Raw genomic sequence first — 23,097 nt, 5'->3', positions numbered from 1 at the left:
TGTTAGTCATTAACTCAGTCATAAACCAAGTCGTAAACGAAAAACGACACCAATTTAATAACTGATAATTGTAATGACAGTCATGGATGCACATAACTAATTCACTATGCTTGCCGGATCTCAAAATTATAATTTGAGGTCCTATGTCTGTAATAAAATCTAAATCGCCACTAGCGATTGCCATTCTTGCCGTTTTATCCACTTCCGTTGTCGCTCAAACAGAAAATGTTGAACGCGTGGCGCCCGCTGCTGAAAAAATGGAAGTCATAGTGGTTAACGCTGACTTTAGTAATATAGCGCTAGAAAAAGTGCCATCCAGTGTTACCGTCATCGATAGCCAACAATTGCAAGATGAGGGCGCTCAACATTTTGAAGATGTATTAAACTCTATTGCTAATTTTAACTGGTCTGGCGGCAGCTCTCGGCCTAAGTATTTCCAGATCCGTGGTGTGGGTGAGCAAGAAGAATATCAAGGTGCACCAAACTCTTCAGTCGGCTTTATTGTTGATGATATCGACTTATCCGGTATTGGCATGGTGTCAAGCATGTACGATATGCAACAAGTTGAAGTACTTCGTGGTCCGCAAGGCACACAATATGGCGCCAATGCGTTAGCGGGTCTTATATATCTTAAAAGTAACGATCCCACCGATGTGTTTGAACATGGTGCACAAGTCTCCCTTGGTGACGATGACTTACAAACCTTCTCAGGTTTTAGCTCAGGCCCAATTACCGATTCTGGTAAATTACTTTACCGGGTGTCCTTAGAGCAGCACTCACAAAATGGTTACCGCGACAATACTTACCTTGAACGTGAAGATACCAATGCCCGTGACGAATTCACCGCCCGAGCTAAATTGCGTTGGTATGCAGCAGATGATGTGCAATTGGATTTAACCTTGCTTCATGCCAATTTTGATAATGGCTATGATGCCTGGACGTTAGATAATAATGGCTTTGAAACTATTACCGATAAGCCTGGTGTTGATGCGCAAAAGACCACTGGTGCTGGCTTAAAAGCCACATTCAGCAGTTTTGAAAAGTTCGAACTCACCTCGTTAACTTCATTTGCACAAACCGATCATCACCATAATTATGACGGCGATTGGGCCAACCCTGATTACTGGGATTCGAAACAATGCAGCATTTATGATGATGACTGGAACGTGATTGGGACTGAGCCATGTGTTTATGATTACACCTGGGATAAACAGGGTGAGCGTAAAACCGTGTCACAGGAACTTCGTATCAGCTCAAACGAAGCTGGCCGAATTTTTAACGATTCGACTGATTGGTTAATGGGCTTATATGGCATGAACCTTCAAGAGGATAATGACTTATATTCTGAATACAATGGCTGGCCAGATGAAGTGCTGCAATCGGAATATGAAGCGACCAACTATGCTATTTTTGCTCAAACCGATACCCAGTTTAGTAATGGTTATGTATTTTCAGCTGGGGTTCGTTTAGAGCGCCGAGAAAGTGAATATTCAGACAGTAATGGTGATAAATTCTCACCTAGCGAAAACATGTGGGGTGGTCATTTAGCGCTATCTAAACCCATAAACCAAGACCATAATACCTATCTGCGTATTGCTCGCGGTTACAAAGCGGGTGGCTTTAACATGAGTTTGCCAGCTGAATTAGCCGATAAAAAAGAGTTTGATACTGAAATCTTATATAACTACGAGTTAGGGCTCAAATCTTCGTGGTTACAAGGTCAATTAGATACCAACTTGGCATTCTTCTATATGGATCGACGCGATCAGCAAGTGGCGGCATCACAACAAGACCCTGATGATCAGCAGCGCTTCATTCTATTTACCGAAAATGCAGGTAGTGCTGAAAACTACGGCGCCGAAATCGACTTTACCTACTATGCCACCGATAACATTCAATTCTACGGTAGTGCAGGTTGGTTAGAAGCCACCTATGGTGATTATCAATACAAGGATAAATATGGCAATGTCGTAGATTTAACAGGTCGAGAGCAAGCCCATGCGCCAAAATTTACTTATAGCGCAGGCATGAGCTATGTCAGTGATTCTGGCTGGTTTACCAATTTAAATGCTAGCGGTAAAAGTGATTTTTACTACTCTGATAGTAACGAATCAAAGTCAGACGCTTATACTATTTTCAATGCTCGAGTGGGTTATGAAACACAAATGTGGTCAGCGTATTTATGGGGCCGCAACTTATTTGACGAGCAATATGGCACCAGAGGCTTCTACTTTGGTAATGAACCAGACTTAGATTGGGCCGATAAGCAATATGTACGTTTCGGCGATCCACGTCAGCTAGGTATTACCTTAAACGTCAAGTTTATGTAGCTTGACTGCAAACTATGTTAATTAAAGGGGGCTGTTAACCTGTTGGGTTACAGTTGATTTATTTAATAATAACAATACTTAACACTAAATTGCCGTCATGTTTTGAAAAGTTTTTTACCTTAAACTTTGATAGACTATGACGGTATTTTTATCACGATTAAGGAATTTCCATGAAATTGACTGCCGAAATCAGCATGTATCCATTTAATGAAAACTATTTAGACCCGATAAAGTGGTTTATTGGCCGAGTAGATAGCTACCCTAATATTGAACGTAAAACCAATGCGATGGCGACTCAGGTGTGCGGTGAATACGCAGATGTGATGGCCATGCTAGCAACCGAAATGGAAGCGGCCCATCAAAAATGGGGCAAAGCAGTATTTGTATGTAAATTTATTGGTGGCGAGCTTGATTTAAGCCACACCGAATAACCTGTAAATTCATCATAGTAATGAAATAGTAGCCAACGTTATGTTATCTGAGATCGTTCAATCAATACAAATTGCCATTACTGAAGTGTCTGTAATGACAGGCTGGGAAGCTGTTGCAGTGATTCTGGCAATTGCGTATTTGATATTAGCCATGAAAACCAATATTTGGTGTTGGGCGGCAGCCTTTGCCAGTACTGCCATATACACAGTGCTGTTTTGGAATGTGTCATTGTTGATGGAATCAGTGCTAAATGTATATTACATGGCGATGGCGATTTATGGCTTTTGGCTGTGGCGCTATGGTGCTGACAGTCGTCATCAAACTGAACTGCCAATTATTAGTTGGTCTCTAAACAAACACTTAGTGATTATTGCCGTTACTAGTGGTGTATCCTTGATTGTGGGCTACTTAATGGCCACAAATACAAGTGCTTCGTTTCCATATCTTGATGCATTAACAACCTGTTTTGCGGTGATGACTACTTATCTAGTGGCGAAAAAGGTAATAGAAAATTGGTATTACTGGATGGTGATTAATTCGCTATCAATTTACTTATACCTTCAAAAAGGTTTAATGCTAACTTCTGGTTTACTTATCCTGTATTTATTTATGGCTGTCAGCGGTTACTTTATGTGGCGTAAAAAAATGCTGCAAAATCATGCACCAGATGATGCAGCCTTAGCAAGCTAATGGCTATTTAGATAATGAGTCACTTTAACCCATGGCAATGGCTACCTGCGGATATTAAACGCCAATTACCGAATATATTAGCCGATAAGATTGAAGCAGATTGTCATGGGGTTAAAGTGTTATCTGATGGATTAAGTAACCAAAACTTCCATATAGCCTTAAGTGATAGCGATTGGGTATTACGGGTTAATCAAGATAATGCCCCGTGGTGTGAACGAGACAACGAAGTGAGCAGTTGGCGCTTGGTTGAAGCCATTAATCGGGCGCCTAAATTAATTTGGCTTAGTGATGATAAACGCTTTTACCTAAGTCAGTTTATACCTGAAAATAATCACTTATGGTCAAATTATGTCGCCGAGTTTAGTTTTTATGATAACAAGCGCCCACAGCAGTCGGTGTTTGCGGCGCTAGACCCTGTTGCTCACCTACTGGGGTTATTAACCCCGCTATCAAAATTACCTTTGCCGACGAAACAAATTACCATGACTCAGCAATGGCAAGTTTATGTAAACTCATTATCTGACTTAGGCAACTCAATTGCTGATGCAAGCGTCGCAAACAAAGGCGATGCTGATGAAACTCAGGCGTTAGTGACATGGCAGCAGCTTTATCGAAAATTAACCAGTAAATATGCCCAAATGGCTATTTGGCTTGAACAACTAGAAACCTGCGTGATTTCGCCGCAGTTCTGTCACCGAGATTTGTCGCCGTATAATTTACTGTTTGATGGTAAACAACTTAAGTGTATTGATTTTGAATATTGCGCTGCCAGTCATCCGCTGTTTGATTTAGTCGCCGTGGTGGTGACGCATCAATTAACTCAAGAGCAAGTAAAACAACTGACGGAAAAATATCTACAACATCAGCTGAATTTGACTCATGATTGTACTGACTACCTCGCTGAAATGGCTCATTGCTTTTGGCTATTTGCCGCAGCTTGGGCTTTAATGATGGCAGCTAACCAGCAATTATCTCCTCAGCAATATTTTAACTTATTCAACAAATACCTATCTTTAGTGCCATAAGGCTATTATTCTTAACTTATGCTGTTTGTAGGGGAGAATGACCGTTGAAAAAGCCATTAATTCCAATATTACTTGTTATCTTTTTAGCAGGATGTTCCACCAAATTTAGTTACTTCTTTCTCGACTGGGCCATTGAGTGGCGCGTTGATGAATATGTAGAATTAGATAAATCTCAACAAGCTCAATTTGATAAGCTGCTAGATAAGTTTTTGCTTTGGCATCAACAGCAAGAATTGGCTCGCTATAGCGAGCAGCTGCAGCAACTTTCCGACAATATTAATAAACACACGCTCACCATTGAAATTTGGGAGCAACAAGTTACTGCAGCTAAAGCCCATTGGTTTCGTGTTTTTGAATTTTTACTACCCGATTTACTACCTATTATTACTAGCTTAAGCGATCAACAAGTTAAATCTATTATTACTCAGCTTAAACTTGATAATGATGAATTAAATGCCAAGTATGCAGGAAAAAACCAACTAGAATTAGTCGCCGATGCCAACAAAAGAACCATCAATCGGGTTGATGATTGGTTAGGAAGCACCACAGCAGAACAAGAAGTGTTAATTAAAGCGTTTAATCAACAGCGTTTAGCAACCCTTGATATGTGGCTAGAGTATCGACTTGAATGGTTACGTCAGTTTGAAACTGCGCTGAGTCAACGAGATGATACAGCCTTACTTGAGCAGAGAATGCGGTTATTAATGACCCAGCCAGATGAATTAAAATCGGCAATCTATCAGCAAAATGCAGATAGAAATACTCGATTATTTGGTCAGTTAATGATTGAAATTAATCACAGTTTATCCAGCAAGCAGCGCCGTCATTTAAACAAAAAAATAGTCACGTTAATTGAGGATTTACAAGATCTGTCTGACGATGTGGAGCGTTAATTTATAGCTGATGTAAATAGATGAAATAAAACTTGTTATTCCAAGGTCTAATGATGTAATTATCGCAGCAAGGTTAAGGAATTATCATGGTGAACCTATATCAGCAATTTTTAAGTTTATTAAGGCACATTGAAGGCATAGCACCACTGGCTTTGCGACTTTATTTAGCCCCAGTATTAATGCAAGCAGGTTATAACAAGTTATCTAATTTTAGTGACACAGCGGCTTGGTTTGGTAATCCTGATTGGGGTTTAGGTATACCTATGCCTGAAGTCATGACCGCATTAGCTGCCGGCACCGAATTATTTGGCGGAGCGCTACTGCTGATAGGCTTAGCTACACGTTTAGTGGCCATCCCTATGATGGTAACCATGTTAGTTGCGGCGTTTGCGGTGCACATTAATAATGGCTGGTTGGCCATTGCTGATGCCAGTTCCTGGCTTGCTAACGATAATGTCACCGCTTCTGCTGAAAAGCTTGCTGCGGCTAAAGCACTTTTACAGCAACATGGTAATTACGAATGGCTCACAAGCTCAGGCAACTTTGTTATTTTAAATAATGGTATTGAGTTTGCCATAACCTATTTCATCATGTTGCTTGCGCTGTTATTTATGGGCGGAGGCCGATATACCAGCGTGGATCACTTTATTGCCAAGCGTGCTAGCTAGCGATTAATAACCTCATCTAACAATTTATCATGACATGTAAAAATCCCACTTTAATGTGGGATTTTTGTTAATATTCTTGAGAGATTAATTATCGGCGTGGACATGTGTCTGCGCAATGAAAAGACAGGGATTTTGCAATTGGACGCTTCAGAATTATTACTTACTCGCCAGTCAACACCTCGTTTAACAACGCCTGCGCCGAATGAACAACAATTGGACTTCATTCTTAATGCTGCTGCCAGAGTGCCAGATCACGGCGCTTTAACCCCTTGGGAATTTATTATCGCCACTGATGCAGGGTTAGAGACCTTAGCAGAGATATTTGTTACGGCGGCTAAGTCTAAAGGGGCGGATGAAACCTTTTTAACCAAAGTGAAAGGGATGCCACACCGAGCGCCAATGGTCATTACTGTCGTCGCCAAAAGTCAGTCACACCCTAAAGTGCCATTATTAGAGCAGCAGTTAGCAGCGGGTTGCGCCACCATGGCAATGCAGCAAGCCGCGTTTTCTTTAGGCTTAGGCGCCGTTTGGCGCACTGGGGACTTTGCTTTTAACTCAGTTGTTAATCAAGGTTTAGGTATTGCCACTGAAGACCAAATTGTAGGCTTTTTATATATCGGTACCCCAGCCGTTAAAGCGCCAATTAAGCCGCTAAAGCTAGGTCGTCAATTTGCGCGCTATTTATAGGTTGTTGTTAATTTTGGTTGATCAGATAGCTTCAATTGATGGCAGCTAAATATGATTGGGCAGAATTAATCGCAGGCATAAAATATAATGGCTCCAGTGTAGGAGTCATTATATTAAGTTTATTCAATAAAATTGTCTGTCTGAGGTCGGTCGGTGACTTTACTCGTAAAGATTAAATGCCTTATTCACTAGGGTCTAATGCATCTAAAGGCAGCAGGTTCTGATATAAATAATAGCCTAAAGGGCCTAAAAGTAGGCTTATTGTACCCCAGAGATAACGTTTTATATTATCTATTTTTGCTGCTGTGTTAATCGCGCGATAGCAAAACATAATATGCAATACGATTAACAACGGTATGAGTACAAGCACCAAATCCATTTGTTCCATGTCTACATCCTTGGTTACTGCATGAGAGACTAATCTAAGCTTAATCATATTTTTCAAATTAGCTGTTAAATCATTATAAAATCCATCTTATAGTTGACTTAACATAGCGTATTTACAGTGCTTTTATCAATCATATATATGAATAACTATACAAAAGATTGACCTTTTGTTGCTAATATGAGCAATTATTAATATATCGACGCTATTTGAGGTGATGTTGCTGAGTTAAATCATCTAACCATAAAGGGTGTTTTGTCATAACTGCTTTAAATAGTTCACTTTCTAAGTGATCGTGCAGCCACTGTTTTACATTTGTGTACCGGCTTTGTTGAAACCAAGGCTTATTAACATGGGCAAACTGTCTGACAAACGGAAAAATAGCATAGTCAGCCATTGATGGTGATTCTGACAATAGTTGCCTATTTAGCGCTAGCTTATATTCTAAAATATCAATAAATTCACAAGCTTTATTGCGGTAATGCACTTCTGGGTAGTCTAGGTGTCTGTCAGCGTATTTGTATTTATCCAGCCAAGATTTAAACTGGTTATCGTTTAAATCAATAAGTTCAAGGGCTGCTTTATCAGTTATTGAAGAGAGTAAGTTGGCATAGTCATCATTGCATAAATATTCATTTTTTAGGCTAGGGTATTGGTTTAAAGAAAATTTAAAAATATCTAAGCTTTCATCTAATACTTTTGGATTGTATTTTTGAATATCGGCCAATACTAACACTGGGATCGTGCCTTTGGGTGACACTTTCAACATGTCTGCAGGCTTATTACGTAACTCAATTTCCCTTAATTCTGGGTTTAATGAACTCAAGTGTAGACCAATACGGGCGCGCATAGCATAAGGGCAGCGTCTGAAAGTATAAAGAATAGCGCAAGACATTTTAAACTAGACCTTGTTATCGTGAAGTAAATAATGAGTGACACTATTCTATGTTTTTTACCTGTTGGAGTGTGAATTTTTTCTGATGTTGTGATTATTTTGGGTGTGTTTGCTTTGAATGCTGAGTTTAGCTAGGTACTGCTTGACGCTGGGCTATTATGCCTAGCTATGACTGTGTGATTAAGTTACAATTTCGCGCCATAATTTGAGGTGTGTCACCTTTATTGTGCTTATTAGTCCTTTATAGTTATTAATTGCACTGGAAATTAAGTTCCAGCTAGCGGAGATATTCATGTCACAAGTTGTCGTTTGCGCGTTATATAAGTTTGTTGCTTTACCGCATTTTGAATCAATAAAAGCGCCATTATTAGCCCATATGGAGCAACAAGAAATTAAAGGCACTTTATTACTGGCCAGTGAAGGTATTAACGGCACAGTAGCAGGCTCGCAACAAAGTATTGATAGCCTGTTAGCCTGGTTGGCGTCACAAGATGGCTTAAATGAAATTGTGTATAAATTATCCTTTGACGACAACATGCCATTTTACCGCACCAAAGTGAAACTCAAGAAAGAAATTGTCACTATGGGGGTTGAAGGGATTGATCCAAGGGAAGTGGTAGGGACATACGTTAAACCAAAAGATTGGAACAAACTGATCTCAGATCCTGAGGTGTTATTAGTCGATACCCGTAACGATTATGAAGTACAAATCGGCACCTTCAAAAATGCAGTTAACCCTGTAACTGAAACCTTCAGAGAGTTTCCTCAATACGTCAAAGAAAACCTCGATCCAACTAAGCACAAAAAAGTCGCCATGTTCTGTACCGGTGGCATTCGCTGTGAAAAATCCACCGCTTACCTAAAAGAGCAGGGCTTTGATGAGGTGTATCACCTTGAAGGCGGGATTTTAAAATACCTTGAAGAAGTGAACCAAGAGCAAAGCCTGTGGCAAGGTGAGTGTTTTGTATTTGATAATCGGGTGGCGGTAAATCATGATTTAGATAAAGGTATTTACGATCAATGTAATGCTTGCCGCATGCCAATCACACAAGAAGAAATGCAGACCCCAGCTTTTGTTCAAGGCGTCAGTTGTCCACACTGTATCGATAAAATTTCAGATGAGCAGCGTCAACGTTTTATTGAACGTGAAAGACAGGTTCAACTGGCTAAACAGCGTGGCGAAGCCCATATAGGTAGTGACGTTAAACAAGTTATTCAGCAAAGACGTCAACATAAAGAAAGCGTGAAGCTAGCCCAAAATGAAGCTAAATAATTAGAGTCACTAAAGGTCGATTAAGCCAGTTAGATGAAAGCATCCATTGTCATGTGGGTGCTTTTTTGTATTGATTTTAGCTTTTTGAGGCCGATGTTATTTTTACTGTGCCTAAACAAGTCATTATTATAAATGAAACAGGTTGCTGGATTTAGCAGCGAAAGATTTGTTATTGCTAAAGTGAATAACAAATCTTAATCAGCTTATGTTATTTTTAGCATTGATCTAGAAATATAAAGTTGGAAGTTAATGTTTATTGGTTTTGATTACGGCAGTGCAAACTGCTCAGTGGGTATCGAGCAAGATGGTCAGGTGACACTTATTCCGATTAATGGTGATAGTTGTTTCTTATCTTCAACCTTATATGCCATGGATAGAGAACTTATCGCTGAAGCTGTTTATCACCGCATTGCGGATGAGTTAAAACCACAATATGGCCACTTGCGTTCATCGCAATTAAGCCGCGCCAGACAAGTCCGCCATGAGTTGGATATTTACCCAGACGAGCAAGTGGTATTTGTTGGTCCAGAAGCAATTGAAGCCTATTTGGAATTACCCGATGAAGGTTTTTACGTCCGGTCACCAAAATCATTTTTAGGCGCTAGTGGTTTAAGGGTCGATCAAGTGGCGTTATTTGAAGATATTGTCACCTTAATGATGCTTGAAGTGATGTCTCGGGCTAAAGCAGTAATTAAAGAGCCGATCACCAAAGCTGTCATTGGCCGACCTGTTAACTTTCAAGGTGTTGGCGGTGAGGAAAGTAATCAGCAAGCACAAGCTATTTTAGAAACAGCGGCTAAAAGAGCAGGCTTTGAACAAGTAAGCTTTTTATTTGAACCTATGGCTGCTGCGATGGATTATGAAGCGTCAATGACGTCCCACAAAACCGTACTAGTGGTTGATGTTGGCGGCGGCACCACCGATTGCTCTATGGTAAAAATGGGCCCAGAGTTACAACATAAAACCGATCGTAGTGATGATGTGCTTGGCCATAGTGGTCAGCGTGTTGGCGGTAACGATCTTGATATTGCCGTTGCCATGAACTGTTTTATGCCGCATTTAGGCCTAGGCTCTACATTAAAAAATAACCTTACAGTACCGCGACAACCATTTTGGAATGGCGTTGCTGTTAATGACATTAGTGCTCAGCGAGAATTTGGCTCTATTGCGACGGCTAAATTAATTGACGAACTCATTAAAGATGCCGAGCAACCAGCGCTTCTTAAACGACTTAAATCATTACGCTTGCATCAAATGAGCTATCAATTTGTTCGTCAAGCAGAGCAGTGCAAAATTGGCCTGTCACAGCAGACAGATTTTGATACAGATTTATCATTTATTGAAGCGAACTTTGAGATTAATGTCTTACAGGATGCCTTTGAAGCTGCAGTTCAGCAACCTGTTAGCAAATTAATCACTATTATGAAGCAAGCTGTTGAGTCAGCAAGCGCCGAGCCTGATGTGGTTTATGTCACTGGCGGCACCGCAAAAAGTCCGGTGATCCACCAATGTATTTCAAGCCAATTTAGTGAAGCAGAAATTATTGTCGGCGACCATTTTGGCAGTGTAACCAGTGGTTTAGTGCGTTGGGCGGGTAAAGTTTTTCAGCACTAATTTTTTAGCTGTGATTTAACTGTAAGCATTTAAGCATAAGCCAGTTACAACAGGTGTTATTAATCGTGTTGTAGCCAGTAAGGATAAACATCAATATGGTTCGAGCAATGATTCAAAACACGCCGGTAAATAAAATAACTGCAATGGCATTAGTGCTAGGGACTAGCTTATTAACCATGAGTTGCAGTGACGATGTTGGCAAGGTGAGTTTAGGGATGTTTACCACCAAAGACATTAAACTTAATAAGATGGTTGACCCACTAGTACCTGGGGTAACTTGTCATGTTGCCAGTATCGAAGCGGATTTAAGCTTTTCAGATCCATCCGATTCATCTATTTCATGTCGTCAAACCGGTGAAATTACCTCGCAAATGATCGACGCTATTGATAAGTCGGCTTCAGGTGAGATTGTATTTAAAAAGTCTAAAAGTATTTTCTTTAAAACCATGAAAATCAGACGTATTTTAGATGCAGAAAATCAAACTCTGATGTATGTGTCTTATTCGACCAAGGAAACATCGGGTAGTTACAAACACAGCTTATCGACGGTGCCATTATGGGGCACTAAAGCTTATCAACAGCCACAAGCGGCGTACTAGTTTTTAAGCTAACTCACACGATTATTAGCATGAGGAGGGTAAATGGATTGTCCTTATTGTAAACAACAGCTTCATGTTGACGCACTAAAGTGTTGCCATTGCTTAGAATATCTATCTGATCATATTTGTCCAGATTGCCACAGTAGCTTGCCTAAAGATGCTGTGGTGTGCCGCCATTGTCATTATCGATTCAGCCAAATTTCAATCAGTGCGACTGAATTAACCATGGCATTTAAAGCCGAATTATTGGCATCGGTTTTATTTCGATTTAGATTGTTACCCCAAGAAATCGAAACTGATGTGGATAAAATTTGCATCAATGCACCGGGGCTATTTCGTTTGTGGAATAACACCGATGAAGTCCCGTGGAATAAAGTTGCCGGATTTAATTATCGCAGCGGCATTATTTGGGACCGCATCGAAATTGAAACCCGCGGTCAAAAGCCCAGTGTCATTTTGGGCTTGTCAAAGCACAATAGTGAGCAGTTACGAAAATTACTGCAATCTATTGTTAATGCTAATTAATTTTCTACTCGTCACATTATTATTAAGCGTGTTCAGATAATAATGTGACGGGGTTAAAGTGAAAATTGACAAGCCTCTCCATCCATAAGCAATGTTTTAAATTGCCGCTAAAAATGCATCCTTTAAACTGTCGTCTCTACTTCAGGGTGATTTACAGCATCATGTTGCTCTGCTCTACGTAGCATTAGCGCAATCACTTTAGAACACACTAAAGCCACTGCGACCATCACTACCGCCATGATAGTTAACATTTGAAAATAGTCACCATACATGTTTTGGGCGATGTCTTGGGTCAAGACTTGTCCTTTTTCAAGGGCAATATGAGTTGATAGCACTGCGCCCACAATCCCACTTAAAGCGATTGCCACTGAAAATAGGCTAACAGAAAAGTTTTCAATATGTGCGGGGGCAACAGACAAAATAAATGCCACTACCATTGAGCCGACAATCACTTCAGCAAGCGCTTGAAAAAAGTGCACTGCAAAAAAGACTTCAGGTCTAATGGTGACATCTGGGCCGATGTTTGAGATGAAATAGGTTAATATCCCAAATGCGATAGCTGTCATCACAAACGCCACCGACACCTTGGTTGCAGTCGACAGGTTAATGCCTTTTTTCTCTAAGGCAGAAAAAGCCATGGCGACCACAGGACCGCCAACCATACACCAGAGTGGGTTCATCGCCATTGCCGCTTCTGGTTGCAGTGGAATAAAGCCAAACAAATTGCCGCTCAGGGTATTAATGGCAACAATGTTCATTGATGTCATCATTTGTCCGTAATACACGAAAAAGCAGGTCGTTAAAAAAGTGGCAATTAAAATGGTGCCCATTCTAAGTTTTTCTGCGTGACCTACCTGAAACATCAAAGCAATGAAGTAACCAATTGCCATTAAGCCAATTGCATAAACGATATTTTGTCCAATTTCCATATTTGAGAACATGAAAAACACTAGGCCAACCATGGCGAAAGAAATAACAGCAAAGCCAAACCAGGCTTTAATTGATAGTGATTTTTGATCGATAGGTTTTCCTAAAGCTGAAAAAGGCTTTTTGAGCACCATAAGAACGAATAGGGCAACAGCTGCCAATATGGCAGAAAGCATGAAACCGCCAGTAAAACCAATATACAGAATTAACATCGGGAACAAATACTGCCCAGCAAAGGCGCCAATATTATTGACCGAGTAATTGATTGGGAAACCTTGTTCAAACTCTTTTTGAGAGTTAAATGTTCTTCTATAAAGGCTTGGGTAAGATGGCGACATTAACCCGCGGCCATAACTAGCGAGTGCTATACCAGCCATTGCGGTAGGGACATGTAATGAGGATGCGCCCACGACCAGTAGAATATAACCGGTAACAAATGCAGCATAACTAATGGTGAGTGAGCGATAAGCACCGAGTAATTTATCGGCGATAAAACCGCCTGCAATAGCAAATAATGGCCCGATAGCGGCGAATGCGCCGACAACCATCATGGTCTCGGATTCACCGTAATTGAGTTCTTCTAGAAAAAAGCGCGTAAGGCTGACGAGCACGCCATAAAAAGATAAGCCAAAAAGCATTTGGCAGACCATCATCGACTTGTTGAGTTTATTCCACATTTTTTAGGCCCTGATATTTGTATGTCGCTAACGACAATTGCCCACGAGCACTGTGACTCATGAGAGAAAGGTCGTTGTTCACACCTTGATTGCAGCAAGGGAATTGAGGGAAATTAGCAATTGTTTGATGAACTTCTGAATCGCTTATGGAGGACGCGATCCTACAAAAAGGGCTAAGGATTTTGATGCTGACGATCCAAAGTGATTGGCTTAAAATAGCGTATAGGTTGATTAATTCAGCAGTGACGCCATGGGGGCATTATAAAACAGTCACATAAGCTATTTTCATTGAGATATTTACTGACGATAAATCAGCTTGATGCCATAAAGCCGCACAGCACAGAGCACCTAGGGTATTGAAGCAAGCTTAGATATTTGTTTGATTAAATTATTAGGCTTTACACGTCTGGATGATTTTTCAGCGCATTTTGAACCAGTAAGTAGGCGCGCCAGTAATTAAATATGCCGCCTAATAAAAATAGGATACTGCCCAGCATATATTGCCAAGCAAGAAAGTTGAGAATAAGCAGGTGATCATTTGGCGATTCAAAAGCCCACAGATAAGGGATAGAGGCCATACCATAGAGAACTGAGCCGACAATAAAGGTGATTGCTGTTAGGTTCATCAATTGCAGTAATTGCACCGATTCAGCCTTGATAATCAGTAACACATTGGCTGCAGCGCCAAGCACAAACAATGTGCTGCCAATGATAAACAACCAAGTGCCGAGGATCAGATCATCAACCGCAGGGAAATAAGATATTCGGCCAAAAACAAAACATAGGGTACCCAGCAGATAACTGATACCTGCAAAATATTCTAATTTTAAATCAATCCCGTGGGATGGCTGGCTTTTCCAATGTCGCCTGATCTCAGCCATATCGTGAACATTAACCGCTAAGTAAATCAGTGAAGCGGCAAGAAAAAACCAACCGCCAATATGGGCATATTCAGCCCGACTTGGGAAAAAAAAGAAACTGCCAATAACAAAAAGAATACCGCCGACTTTATAAGCAATTGCGTTGATGGTTTCCCAGCGAAATTGTGCTCTAAGTTCTTTCTTATTTGCAGTTAAATTAAGAATACGTCGACGATTTGAAAATATATGCGGCATGTAAGTTTTGTCTCGGTTCTGGGGGGAAGAGGTTTCTTAAGTTAGTTTTGCTCATAATCTACAAGTACATCAATAAATGTGTTTTACTGACGTTTGTTTAACCTAGGTGCCTAAGCGTCTAAATTAACGCTTCGATATAAAAATTCTGCTACAACTGCCAAAGGATGATAAACCACAGCTGTGAATAAGTGAAATATTCAACTCCACATCAGCCTAATTATAATCGCTAGTTACATTTATTGTTAAAACGAGTTGTCGCGACAAGAGTTGGCGGTTTGGATACAAGAAACCCTTGATAAATGGATAAAACTGGATTGATGTTCGTATTATGCACAATCAAGGTGTCCTAGCAGAGGATGATTGGCACTTAATCGCTTGGAGTAATGCCTTAACTTATAGTCCAATATTTTCAGAAAATATAGTAGATAAATTTTCGCAAATTAGTAGTGAAACCTTTCTAATCATCGGCACTAGGGATAGAACAGGCCCTGGCCGAGGTTGGTTAAAAAAAGGTGTTAATAGAAAGCTTGGAGATGACCAAAACCTTGGCAAACAAGCTCAGGTAATGATTAAAGGTTCAAGCCTTATTGAGTTGGAAGGTTTAGGTCACATGCCACAATATGAAGATTATGATGCTTTTCATGCGGCATTTACTCAGGTGATTGATGAATAGTTTACTTTGTTAATTAGGGTGACTTATCTATTTTAGCCATTCAAAACATTAAAAAGGCCGAACATATTACACTGTTCGGCCTTTTTATTATCGATTATTTGTGTTGTTGATAAGCTCTAAATCAGGGCTTAGCGCTTAGATTCAACCTCGTTATAACGCTCAAATGCTGCGGTTAAGTCGGCTATAAGATCATCGGGATCTTCAAGGCCAATATGTAGGCGAATAAGCGGCTTGCTGGTGTCCCATGTGGTGGCAGTTCTAATTCTATCAATGCCAAAGACACCGAGAATTAAACTTTCATAACCGCCCCAAGAAAAGCCCATTTTGAAGTGACGCATGTTTTCTACAAAAGCGGTCACAGAGGCTAAGTTGCCTTGTTTGAGTACGAATGAGAATAAGCCATTACCGCCACTGAAATCTCGCTGGTAAAACTCATGGCCCGGACAAGTTTCAAACCCAGGGTGGCGCAGGTGATCCACTTCAGGTCTGGTGGCTAACCAATTAGCGACCTTTAAGGCATTTTTGTCATGTTGCGCTAATCTGACGCCTAAGGTGCGTAAACCTCTTGCGGCAAGATAAACATCATCTGGTGAGGTGGTTTGACCCATGATGTAACTGTTTTCACGCAGTTGTTCCCAGCAGGCTTCATTAGCGGTTGCTGTGCCCATCATCACATCAGAGTGACCAACAATGTATTTAGTGGCAGCTTGAATTGAAATATCAACGCCCATCTCAAATGGACGACAATTAATTGGGGATGCCCAAGTGTTATCGAGCATGACGACCATATCATGTTCGTGTGCGATACGACTTAAAGTGGGAACATCTTGAATTTCCATGGTGATAGAGCCTGGAGATTCAAGGAATAACACCTTGGTATTGGGTTTAATCAGCGCTTTAATCCCTTCGCCAATTAACGGGTCGTAATAGGTGGTTTCAATGCCAAAGCCAGCTAATAGCTTATTACATAAATCGCGGGTGGGTTCGTAAGCATTATCAACCATTAATAAATGGTCACCACTTTTTAAAAATGACAATAACGCGCTGCTTATTGCTCCCGCGCCTGACGGATACAAAGCGGTGCCTACGCCACCTTCAAGTTCACTGATGGCTTGCTGAAATGAAAAATGCGTTGGGGTGCCACGGCGACCATAAAACATTTCGCCATTGGTTTTATTTTTAATGGCAAAACGCATGTCATCCATGGTGTCAAACACTACGGTTGAGGCGCGAAATACCGGTGGGTTAATAATCCCTTTGGTGTATTTTTTGTCTCTGCCGACACTGACGATTTGCGTGGCTAATTTGTCTTGCTGATTGCTCATAGATTCATTCCCAACTGGCACAACGGACGTTATGAATTATTGTTTTAGCCATCCTAACATCTATATGGCTAAAATAAAGGTTATTTTGAGTCTGCTAAGGGGAATATCAGCACGAACTTAACCCCACTGCCATCGGCTAGATTCTCAGCCTTAATGCTGCCTTGGTGAAACTCTGTCACTAATCTTGCAATGTACAAACCCAGCCCTAGATGCGGCTTGGCTTGCACGCCTTGTGGACGTATTGACACCATAGATTCAAAGATCTGCGCTGTCATGTCTGCAGGCAATAATGGCCCTTGGTTAGCCAGTTCGATAATCGCAGTTTTAGCGGTGCGTTTAAGTGTCAGCCTAATAGGATCATCAGTACTGAACTCAATGGCGTTATTAATCAGTTTATCCATCAGCTGCGCTATGTATTCAGGTACGCCGAACATGGTCATTGGGCCATCATCAATGTCTAGGGTAAATTGAGTTTCAGGGTAGGTATATTGATACCCTTGCATGCAGCCGCTAATGACTTCTGTTAATGAAAACTGGCTTTGCTCTGCATGGGATAAGCTGGCCTCTAAGCGGGTTGCTTCACTTAAGTTATTTAAGATTAAATGCAAACGGCTGACACCTTCTTGAGCGCGAGCGACGTATTTTTCACTGCCAGGCTCAAGTTGTTGCAAGCTTAAATGCTCAAGGGATGAACGCACTACGGCAACTGGGGTACGTAGTTCGTGTGACAGCCTTGATGACATGTTCTCTAAGTAGTGGGTGTATTGACCTAAACGGCCAACAATATTGGCAAAGCTGCGAGATAAATCGCCAATTTCATCACGGGTTTTAGAGGGGACAATTTGCTGTCTCACTCGGCCTTGGCTATCGATCGCTTGTTCAGATTGATCTCTGAGTTTGCGAATGCGGCTTGAAATGCTGGATGCAAAGATAAACAGCGCCAAGGTGCCCATACTCATGATGGTTAAGATGACATTAAACAGTTTTTCTAGCGCGCGGTTACGCAGGGTTCGAATTCCGTGGGTGGTTTCTTCTGCAATGACGGCGCCCATGACTTTATCATCAATCCAGATAGGACTGGCCGCGGCTAATACCACAGCTTTACTATCAGGGGTTAAGCGCCAGGTTGAGCCTTGTTTTCCATTAAGGGCTTGTTGAATATGACTGCCACTTAACTCGGTTGAGTCTTGCAATGAATCGACAAAATCCTGCGGCGGTTTAGTGAGGATTTTATAATATAGCGGCAATAGGTAATCAGTTTTAAATTGTCCCCAAATGCTTGGCTCACGGGTGTCATCTAAGCTTGATGACCAAAGATTATTGCTGGCGCGAATGTCACCCGATTTAGCTAATACCCGGCCATGATTATCAACCACCCAAATACGCGAGCTGTTATGACTCATACCTTTGATAATATTTTCAATTTCAGGTGATGGCACTAAGACTGTGCCTAAATGCGCCACAGAATCGATAGCTGAGGTACCGATAATAGTATTCACTGTACGGGTTTGACTGTCATCAACATTGTAAATGGCGAACCCGAGTTTACTGCCTAGCATATTTAGCGGCATTCTAAATTCAATGTTATAACCACTATCGGTGGCAAGCCATTGTCCTTGAATGCGAATTTCTGGTGTTACGGGCATTGATTGAGTTGGATCTTGTGGCAGCTCAAAGGCACTTAACCAACCGTCTTGAGTGTTGGCGACAATATAACGCTTAAATTGGCCATCAGGTGTTTGAGTGGCAATCACTAAATGATCATTTTTATCTACCCGTAAGCTATTTTTACTACGATAGACCAGATGCTTATCGGCAACCTCAAAAAAACCATATAAATAGCCGGCGTATTTACCCACCATGTGACTAAAGTGAATATCAACGACTTGGTTTTCATTACGATTAAAAATCACGTGATCACTGCCATAATTGATCACTCTATGCTGATATTGCTGCCAATCAGTCAGTTTACCATCAAGTTGAATTGGCCCCGAAAGTGGATAGGCGTATAAGTCGCGGCCTTTTTCAACCTGACTTAAAAAACTGGCTTGGTGATTAAACAGTTTCGGGCGTTCATGCAATGCGGTGGCTAAGGCTTGAGTGGTGCCCACCAAGGTTTTTTCTTGGCCGTGGCGCAGGTATTTTTCCATTTCCCACACGTATTCATAGCCAAGCCAAGGTAAGCACAGCAAAAATAGCGATAAGATAACGACTTTAGCGCGCAGCCCTATGGGAATATTAAACATTAACTGACACTGTCCCAGCGGTAACCCATGCCATACACGGTATCGATGCAATTAAAGTCTTTATCTGCGCTTAAAAACTTTTTACGAATACGTTTAACGTGGGAGGTAATGGTACTGTCATCGACAAATATTTTAGCTTCTTGCATTAAGTCTTGGCGACTTCGCACATGACCTGGATGTTTTGCCATCGCGTGCACCATCCAAAACTCTGTCACGGTCAACTCTATAGGTTGCTGCTGCCAGTACACCTGAATACGGTTGCCATCAATGGTGAGCTTGCCGTGTTCAATCAGGTTATCTTCAACGATGGCTGCGCCAATCAGTTCTGAGCGTCTAAATAAAGCGGCAATACGAGCAATTAAGTGCGGAAAGCTGACATCTTTTGATAGGTAATCATCAGCGCCTAATCTAAGGCCGCAAACGGTATCAAAGTCACTGTCTCGGGCGGTTAAAAAGATAATCGGTAAACTGCTAGACATAGATCGCAGCGACTGACATAAGGTAAAGCCGCCATCTATTTCGGTCTCAAGGCCAATATCAATAATGGCTAGGTCAGGTAAACGGGCATTAAAAGCCAACATGGCAGCAGGGCGGTTGGCATAACCCTGCACGCTATAGCCTTGTTGTTGCAGTAACTCTTTATAGTTTTCTCTAATGGCTACTTCATCTTCTACAATCGCAATTCTTTTCATATCACCATCTTTGTTTTGTCTTATATGGCTGACTATACATTATTTTTATGGCCAAAAAAGCGCTCCCTAGCAATTGCCATATTGTTGCCACATTTCATCGCTACATTGCCACTTTTACGCCCCTTAATTGCCATTTCAATGCTGTTTAATAGTTTCATCGAATGAGCAAACGCACTTCATTCAAATTTAATTATTAATCTGAAATAAAGGACAACACCATGAAAAAGCAATTAATCGCCATCGCAATCATCAGCAGTTTATCGATCGCCAACATCACTCACTTACACGCAGAAGAAATGAAACCAGCGATTGATTCAACCATTGATTCAAGTGATGTTTTAGCACAAACACCAGAAAGAGAGCACACAGAAGAGTTAGTCGGCTTGTCATCTGGGGCCATATTAGGCGCTGTGGTAGGCGGACCTGTTGGCGCCATCGTTGGCAGCTTTGTTGGGGTACTTATTGGTAAGACTGTGGGTGATGATTCTGAGATTGAAACTCAAAATGAGTTACTCGCCAAGCAACAACAGGCACTCGAGCTGCAAACTTATGAACTTACGGCGCTACATGAAAAGCAACAGTCTTTGGCGGAGGTCAATGATGAATATATACAAGTGCAGACGCAATTAGCCGATTTGCGCCATGCTCAAGAGCAAAAAATGCAAGAGCTGGCCATCGGGCTAAATGTGCAATTCAAAACCGGCTCAGCGACTATCGAGCCTCATTTTGAACAACAACTCGATGATGTTGCTTATGTGATGGCATTATCACCAGATTTAATGTTGGATTTAACCGGTTACGCTGACCGCCGCGGTGACAGTAAATTTAACCAAGCACTATCAGAGCAGCGTTTAATAGCAGTGACCAAGTATTTGGCTAATCAAGGCATAGCTGATGAACGCTTACATGCCAAAGCCTATGGCGCGACAGCGCCTTTACATGAGCAACAAAATTTTGAAAACGACTTTTTTGATCGCCGCGTGACTTTAAAAATTATCCCTGTGGGTGAAGCTTTAGCCGCTAATTAATATGACGAAAATTCAGTGTAAACCTTGGACTGGTTAGAATGCTGGTTTTGAGGTTTACGCTAATTTCATGGAGAGAAAACAATGAATATTAGTGTTAATCGTCATAGGGTGCATTACCTTTGCTCGAGCTTAATTTTACTGGCTTTAGTGATTTTGAATGTGCTATTTCCAGTATATGCAATGCCAACAAGTAAAGCAGATGGGCGCTCTGATGAGATAACCCAGGGCGTGCTTGAATATATACAAGATGGTGAAATCCACCATAGCCTGCCTTTATCCACCGATGTATCGATGAGAGTATCTGGCTGGGTTAATCGCGTTAAGGTTAAGCAAACCTTTACCAATAACACCCAAAGCTGGATAAACGGTAAGTATCACTTTCCGTTATCCCATAATGGAGCGGTGGATCAAATGCGGTTAGTCATTGGCGAGCGTATTATTGAAGGCGAAGTACAACCTAAATTACAAGCCAAAGCCACCTTTGAAAAAGCCAAAGCTGCAGGTAAGCGTGCCAGTTTAGTGAGTCAGCAAAGGGTGAATATTTTTACCACAGAAGTGGCGAATTTAGCCCCTAACGAGACTTTAACTGTCGAGATAAGTTATCAAGAAAAACTTAATTATAAAGAGGGTCAGTTTAGTTTACGGTTTCCAATGACCATTACGCCGCGTTATTCGCCAACAGCCTTATCAAAACAAGCTTTAGTAGGTAATAGTGCTAGCAGTCAGAGTTCTAGTGAAAGTCCTGGTCAGCAACAGCGCCATAACCATTTGGGCATATTTGATTCTATTGCTGAAATGCTACCTGAGGTGCTAACCGGCTTTAATTCGAATGACTTTGCAGAAGGGGCTGTAACTGATGGTGCCTCTTCGGATTCTGCTGGCAATATCATGGTTAATATTAATGTCGAATTAAATACAGGTTTTGAACTTGATGCGGTAACCAGTCCGTATCACAAAATTAAAGCAGCGCCAGTGGCAGGCAAGCAACAATGGATGGTAGAACTGGAACGCGCTGTGGTCGCCAATCAAGATTTTGTATTGAATTGGAAGCCTGTTGATGCCGCTAAATCTCATGCTGCAAATCATGCTGAGGTGGCGTTGCCGCTGCCATCAGTGTTCATTCAACAAGGATTAACTCATCAATCAGCTGAACTTACGTCAGCTAAAAACAAGGTCAAAAATCAAGATTATTACGGCTTAGTGATGTTAACGCCGCCACAAGTTAAAACGTATAACGGGGTCACTCCTCGGGAGTTAATCTTGGTTATTGATACCTCTGGCTCTATGGAAGGGGACTCTATAGTGCAGGCCAAACAGGCTTTACTGTCTGCGCTTGCAGGTTTAAGAACGAAAGATAAGTTTAATATTATTGGATTTAATCATCAGTTAACAAAACTATCTGCATCATCTTTGAAAGTTAACAGCCGTAATATTGCTAAAGCCAATCAATTTGTCCAAGGATTACAAGCCAATGGCGGCACTGAAATTAGCATGGCGCTTTCTGCCTCTTTGCTAATTCAAGATCAAAGCAATCAAATCGGGAGTGAAAACGCGCTACGTCAGGTGATATTTATTACAGACGGCGCGGTGGCTAACGAGCAAGGTTTATTTAAGCAAATAGAAGCCGACTTAGGTCAAAGTCGATTATTCACTGTCGGGATAGGCTCGGCCCCGAATACGCACTTTATGGAGCGCGCAGCCATGTTTGGCCGTGGCATTTACACCTACATTGGTAAAACGGCTGAGGTAAAACAAAAAATCGAAGGGTTACTGCAAAAGATTGAGCAACCAGTGGCAACAGATGTAAAAGTCACTTATCAAGACGGCACAATTCCTGATCATTGGCCTGCAAGAATCCCTGATTTATATACTGATGAACCAATCTTAGTCAGCTTTAAATCTCCGGCATACAATCAGCAAGATATTGTTATATCAGGCGAGACTCAGGGCGAATATTGGCAACTACAGATACCTAATCCACACCAGACTCGTCATTTAGATAATTCAGACATTGAGGCCCCAGGGTTAGATCTTATCTGGGCTAATGCGCAAATCAATGCCATTGAAGCCACCCAAACTAGGGCGAACAGTGAAAGAATAAAACAGCAAGTTAAAGCATTAGGAATGAAGTATCACCTGGTGACCTCACAAACAAGTCTAGTGGCGGTCGATAAAACCCCAGTTAATTTTACCCCTGAATTTAACGCTGATTATCAAGTTAAGCCACATTTACCAAAGGGATTACAAAAAGCAGGTGTCTTACCGCAAACAGCAACATCGAGCCGTTTGAATATACTCATTGGATTAAGCTTTTTATTGATTGCGCTTTTGCATGGACTTTGGCTTAAGCAGTGTCTTCCTGGTCAGCGGTTAACCATACCTAAGCATAAATAAGGAG

The 23,097-nt window shown here is 41.3% G+C and carries 21 protein-coding genes; 14 read left to right on the top strand and 7 right to left on the bottom strand.

Annotated features, from left to right (window positions below; all coding sequences use genetic code 11):
- Window positions 1-143 precede the first annotated feature (143 nt).
- From Q4533_RS03965 to Q4533_RS03935, 7 genes are all read left to right on the top strand, one after another.
- A complete protein-coding gene (locus Q4533_RS03965) occupies window positions 144-2,330 on the top strand; it encodes a TonB-dependent receptor (RefSeq protein ID WP_303501961.1) in 2,187 nt (728 codons plus the stop codon).
- 170 nt (window positions 2,331-2,500) lie between these two features.
- Window positions 2,501-2,761 (top strand): hypothetical protein, encoded by a 261-nt coding sequence (locus Q4533_RS03960; protein WP_076536145.1) that lies wholly within the window; start codon window positions 2,501-2,503, stop codon window positions 2,759-2,761.
- Window positions 2,762-2,801: 40 nt separating this feature from the next.
- The gene (gene pnuC, locus Q4533_RS03955) at window positions 2,802-3,452 is read left to right on the top strand and encodes a nicotinamide riboside transporter PnuC (protein WP_102439594.1); all 651 of its coding nucleotides are present in this window, start codon (window positions 2,802-2,804) and stop codon (window positions 3,450-3,452) included.
- A 14-nt stretch (window positions 3,453-3,466) separates the two neighbouring features.
- A complete protein-coding gene (locus Q4533_RS03950) occupies window positions 3,467-4,477 on the top strand; it encodes a phosphotransferase (protein WP_102439595.1) in 1,011 nt (336 codons plus the stop codon).
- A 44-nt stretch (window positions 4,478-4,521) separates the two neighbouring features.
- A complete protein-coding gene (locus tag Q4533_RS03945; RefSeq protein WP_102531781.1) occupies window positions 4,522-5,370 on the top strand; it encodes a DUF6279 family lipoprotein in 849 nt (282 codons plus the stop codon).
- An 80-nt stretch (window positions 5,371-5,450) separates the two neighbouring features.
- Complete coding sequence (locus Q4533_RS03940; protein WP_102476402.1) at window positions 5,451-6,038, top strand: DoxX family protein; 588 nt, start codon at window positions 5,451-5,453, stop codon at window positions 6,036-6,038.
- A gap of 138 nt (window positions 6,039-6,176) precedes the next feature.
- Entirely contained in the window at window positions 6,177-6,725 is a 549-nt protein-coding gene (locus Q4533_RS03935; RefSeq protein ID WP_303502027.1) for an NAD(P)H nitroreductase, read from the top strand.
- A gap of 181 nt (window positions 6,726-6,906) precedes the next feature.
- Here the strand turns inward: Q4533_RS03935 and Q4533_RS03930 are convergent, their stop codons facing one another.
- Both Q4533_RS03930 and Q4533_RS03925 read right to left on the bottom strand, forming a co-directional pair.
- Window positions 6,907-7,113 carry a hypothetical protein gene (locus Q4533_RS03930; protein WP_303501960.1) on the bottom strand — a complete coding sequence of 69 codons (207 nt, stop codon included), beginning with the start codon at window positions 7,111-7,113 and terminating at the stop codon, window positions 6,907-6,909.
- 202 nt (window positions 7,114-7,315) lie between these two features.
- The gene (locus Q4533_RS03925; RefSeq protein WP_303501957.1) at window positions 7,316-8,005 is read right to left on the bottom strand and encodes a glutathione S-transferase; all 690 of its coding nucleotides are present in this window, start codon (window positions 8,003-8,005) and stop codon (window positions 7,316-7,318) included.
- Between the two features lie 292 nt (window positions 8,006-8,297).
- Between Q4533_RS03925 and Q4533_RS03920 the strand changes: the two genes are divergently transcribed.
- From Q4533_RS03920 to Q4533_RS03905, 4 genes are all read left to right on the top strand, one after another.
- A complete protein-coding gene (locus Q4533_RS03920; protein ID WP_102439599.1) occupies window positions 8,298-9,278 on the top strand; it encodes a rhodanese-related sulfurtransferase in 981 nt (326 codons plus the stop codon).
- 249 nt (window positions 9,279-9,527) lie between these two features.
- Window positions 9,528-10,892 (top strand): molecular chaperone, encoded by a 1,365-nt coding sequence (yegD, locus tag Q4533_RS03915; protein ID WP_102439600.1) that lies wholly within the window; start codon window positions 9,528-9,530, stop codon window positions 10,890-10,892.
- Between the two features lie 143 nt (window positions 10,893-11,035).
- Window positions 11,036-11,491, top strand: coding sequence for a CreA family protein (locus Q4533_RS03910; RefSeq protein ID WP_102439616.1), 456 nt, complete (start codon window positions 11,036-11,038; stop codon window positions 11,489-11,491).
- 42 nt (window positions 11,492-11,533) lie between these two features.
- Window positions 11,534-12,016: a zinc ribbon domain-containing protein gene (locus tag Q4533_RS03905; protein ID WP_102439601.1), complete on the top strand. Its 483-nt coding sequence runs from the start codon at window positions 11,534-11,536 to the stop codon at window positions 12,014-12,016.
- Between the two features lie 122 nt (window positions 12,017-12,138).
- Here the strand turns inward: Q4533_RS03905 and Q4533_RS03900 are convergent, their stop codons facing one another.
- Complete coding sequence (locus Q4533_RS03900) at window positions 12,139-13,620, bottom strand: peptide MFS transporter (RefSeq protein WP_303501955.1); 1,482 nt, start codon at window positions 13,618-13,620, stop codon at window positions 12,139-12,141.
- Window positions 13,621-14,018: 398 nt separating this feature from the next.
- A complete protein-coding gene (locus Q4533_RS03895; RefSeq protein WP_303501953.1) occupies window positions 14,019-14,735 on the bottom strand; it encodes a YrhK family protein in 717 nt (238 codons plus the stop codon).
- A 328-nt stretch (window positions 14,736-15,063) separates the two neighbouring features.
- Between Q4533_RS03895 and Q4533_RS03890 the strand changes: the two genes are divergently transcribed.
- On the top strand, window positions 15,064-15,408 hold the full coding sequence (locus Q4533_RS03890) for an alpha/beta fold hydrolase (protein ID WP_198589306.1): 345 nt from the start codon (window positions 15,064-15,066) through the stop codon (window positions 15,406-15,408).
- Window positions 15,409-15,536: 128 nt separating this feature from the next.
- On the opposite strand, the gene Q4533_RS03885 is transcribed toward Q4533_RS03890, so the two are convergent.
- The 3 genes from Q4533_RS03885 to pdsR all read right to left on the bottom strand — a co-directional run bounded on the left by Q4533_RS03885 (window position 15,537) and on the right by pdsR (window position 19,671).
- A complete protein-coding gene (locus Q4533_RS03885) occupies window positions 15,537-16,733 on the bottom strand; it encodes a cystathionine beta-lyase (protein WP_303410003.1) in 1,197 nt (398 codons plus the stop codon).
- Window positions 16,734-16,813: 80 nt separating this feature from the next.
- On the bottom strand, window positions 16,814-18,979 hold the full coding sequence (gene pdsS / locus Q4533_RS03880; protein ID WP_303502024.1) for a proteobacterial dedicated sortase system histidine kinase: 2,166 nt from the start codon (window positions 18,977-18,979) through the stop codon (window positions 16,814-16,816).
- Window positions 18,979-19,671 carry a proteobacterial dedicated sortase system response regulator gene (gene pdsR, locus Q4533_RS03875; RefSeq protein WP_102439606.1) on the bottom strand — a complete coding sequence of 231 codons (693 nt, stop codon included), beginning with the start codon at window positions 19,669-19,671 and terminating at the stop codon, window positions 18,979-18,981. Before pdsR ends, pdsS begins: the two co-directional genes overlap by 1 nt.
- A gap of 218 nt (window positions 19,672-19,889) precedes the next feature.
- Between pdsR and pdsO the strand changes: the two genes are divergently transcribed.
- Together pdsO and Q4533_RS03865 are read left to right on the top strand one after the other, a co-directional pair.
- Entirely contained in the window at window positions 19,890-20,699 is an 810-nt protein-coding gene (pdsO, locus tag Q4533_RS03870) for a sortase-associated OmpA-like protein PdsO (protein WP_102439607.1), read from the top strand.
- 81 nt (window positions 20,700-20,780) lie between these two features.
- Window positions 20,781-23,093, top strand: coding sequence for a marine proteobacterial sortase target protein (locus tag Q4533_RS03865; protein WP_303501950.1), 2,313 nt, complete (start codon window positions 20,781-20,783; stop codon window positions 23,091-23,093).
- Window positions 23,094-23,097: the final 4 nt, after the last annotated feature.

The sequence above is a fragment of the Shewanella sp. 6_MG-2023 genome (genome assembly GCF_030547195.1).
Taxonomy (GTDB): Bacteria; Pseudomonadota; Gammaproteobacteria; order Enterobacterales; family Shewanellaceae; genus Shewanella.
This window is presented reverse-complemented; position numbering and strand designations above follow the sequence as displayed.

What these genes read in the sequence shown, in the direction of transcription:
- Q4533_RS03965 (WP_303501961.1), top strand. Translation starts at nt 144, where the DNA reads ATGTCTGTAATAAAATCTAAATCGCCACTAGCGATTGCCATTCTTGCC.
- Q4533_RS03960 (WP_076536145.1), top strand. Translation starts at nt 2,501, where the DNA reads ATGAAATTGACTGCCGAAATCAGCATGTATCCATTTAATGAAAACTAT.
- pnuC (WP_102439594.1), top strand. Translation starts at nt 2,802, where the DNA reads ATGTTATCTGAGATCGTTCAATCAATACAAATTGCCATTACTGAAGTG.
- Q4533_RS03950 (WP_102439595.1), top strand. Translation starts at nt 3,467, where the DNA reads ATGAGTCACTTTAACCCATGGCAATGGCTACCTGCGGATATTAAACGC.
- Q4533_RS03930 (WP_303501960.1), bottom strand. Translation starts at nt 7,113, where the DNA reads ATGGAACAAATGGATTTGGTGCTTGTACTCATACCGTTGTTAATCGTA.
- Q4533_RS03925 (WP_303501957.1), bottom strand. Translation starts at nt 8,005, where the DNA reads ATGTCTTGCGCTATTCTTTATACTTTCAGACGCTGCCCTTATGCTATG.
- Q4533_RS03920 (WP_102439599.1), top strand. Translation starts at nt 8,298, where the DNA reads ATGTCACAAGTTGTCGTTTGCGCGTTATATAAGTTTGTTGCTTTACCG.
- yegD (WP_102439600.1), top strand. Translation starts at nt 9,528, where the DNA reads ATGTTTATTGGTTTTGATTACGGCAGTGCAAACTGCTCAGTGGGTATC.
- Q4533_RS03910 (WP_102439616.1), top strand. Translation starts at nt 11,036, where the DNA reads ATGGCATTAGTGCTAGGGACTAGCTTATTAACCATGAGTTGCAGTGAC.
- Q4533_RS03905 (WP_102439601.1), top strand. Translation starts at nt 11,534, where the DNA reads ATGGATTGTCCTTATTGTAAACAACAGCTTCATGTTGACGCACTAAAG.
- Q4533_RS03900 (WP_303501955.1), bottom strand. Translation starts at nt 13,620, where the DNA reads ATGTGGAATAAACTCAACAAGTCGATGATGGTCTGCCAAATGCTTTTT.
- Q4533_RS03895 (WP_303501953.1), bottom strand. Translation starts at nt 14,735, where the DNA reads ATGCCGCATATATTTTCAAATCGTCGACGTATTCTTAATTTAACTGCA.
- Q4533_RS03890 (WP_198589306.1), top strand. Translation starts at nt 15,064, where the DNA reads ATGCACAATCAAGGTGTCCTAGCAGAGGATGATTGGCACTTAATCGCT.
- Q4533_RS03885 (WP_303410003.1), bottom strand. Translation starts at nt 16,733, where the DNA reads ATGAGCAATCAGCAAGACAAATTAGCCACGCAAATCGTCAGTGTCGGC.
- pdsS (WP_303502024.1), bottom strand. Translation starts at nt 18,979, where the DNA reads ATGTTTAATATTCCCATAGGGCTGCGCGCTAAAGTCGTTATCTTATCG.
- pdsR (WP_102439606.1), bottom strand. Translation starts at nt 19,671, where the DNA reads ATGAAAAGAATTGCGATTGTAGAAGATGAAGTAGCCATTAGAGAAAAC.
- pdsO (WP_102439607.1), top strand. Translation starts at nt 19,890, where the DNA reads ATGAAAAAGCAATTAATCGCCATCGCAATCATCAGCAGTTTATCGATC.
- Q4533_RS03865 (WP_303501950.1), top strand. Translation starts at nt 20,781, where the DNA reads ATGAATATTAGTGTTAATCGTCATAGGGTGCATTACCTTTGCTCGAGC.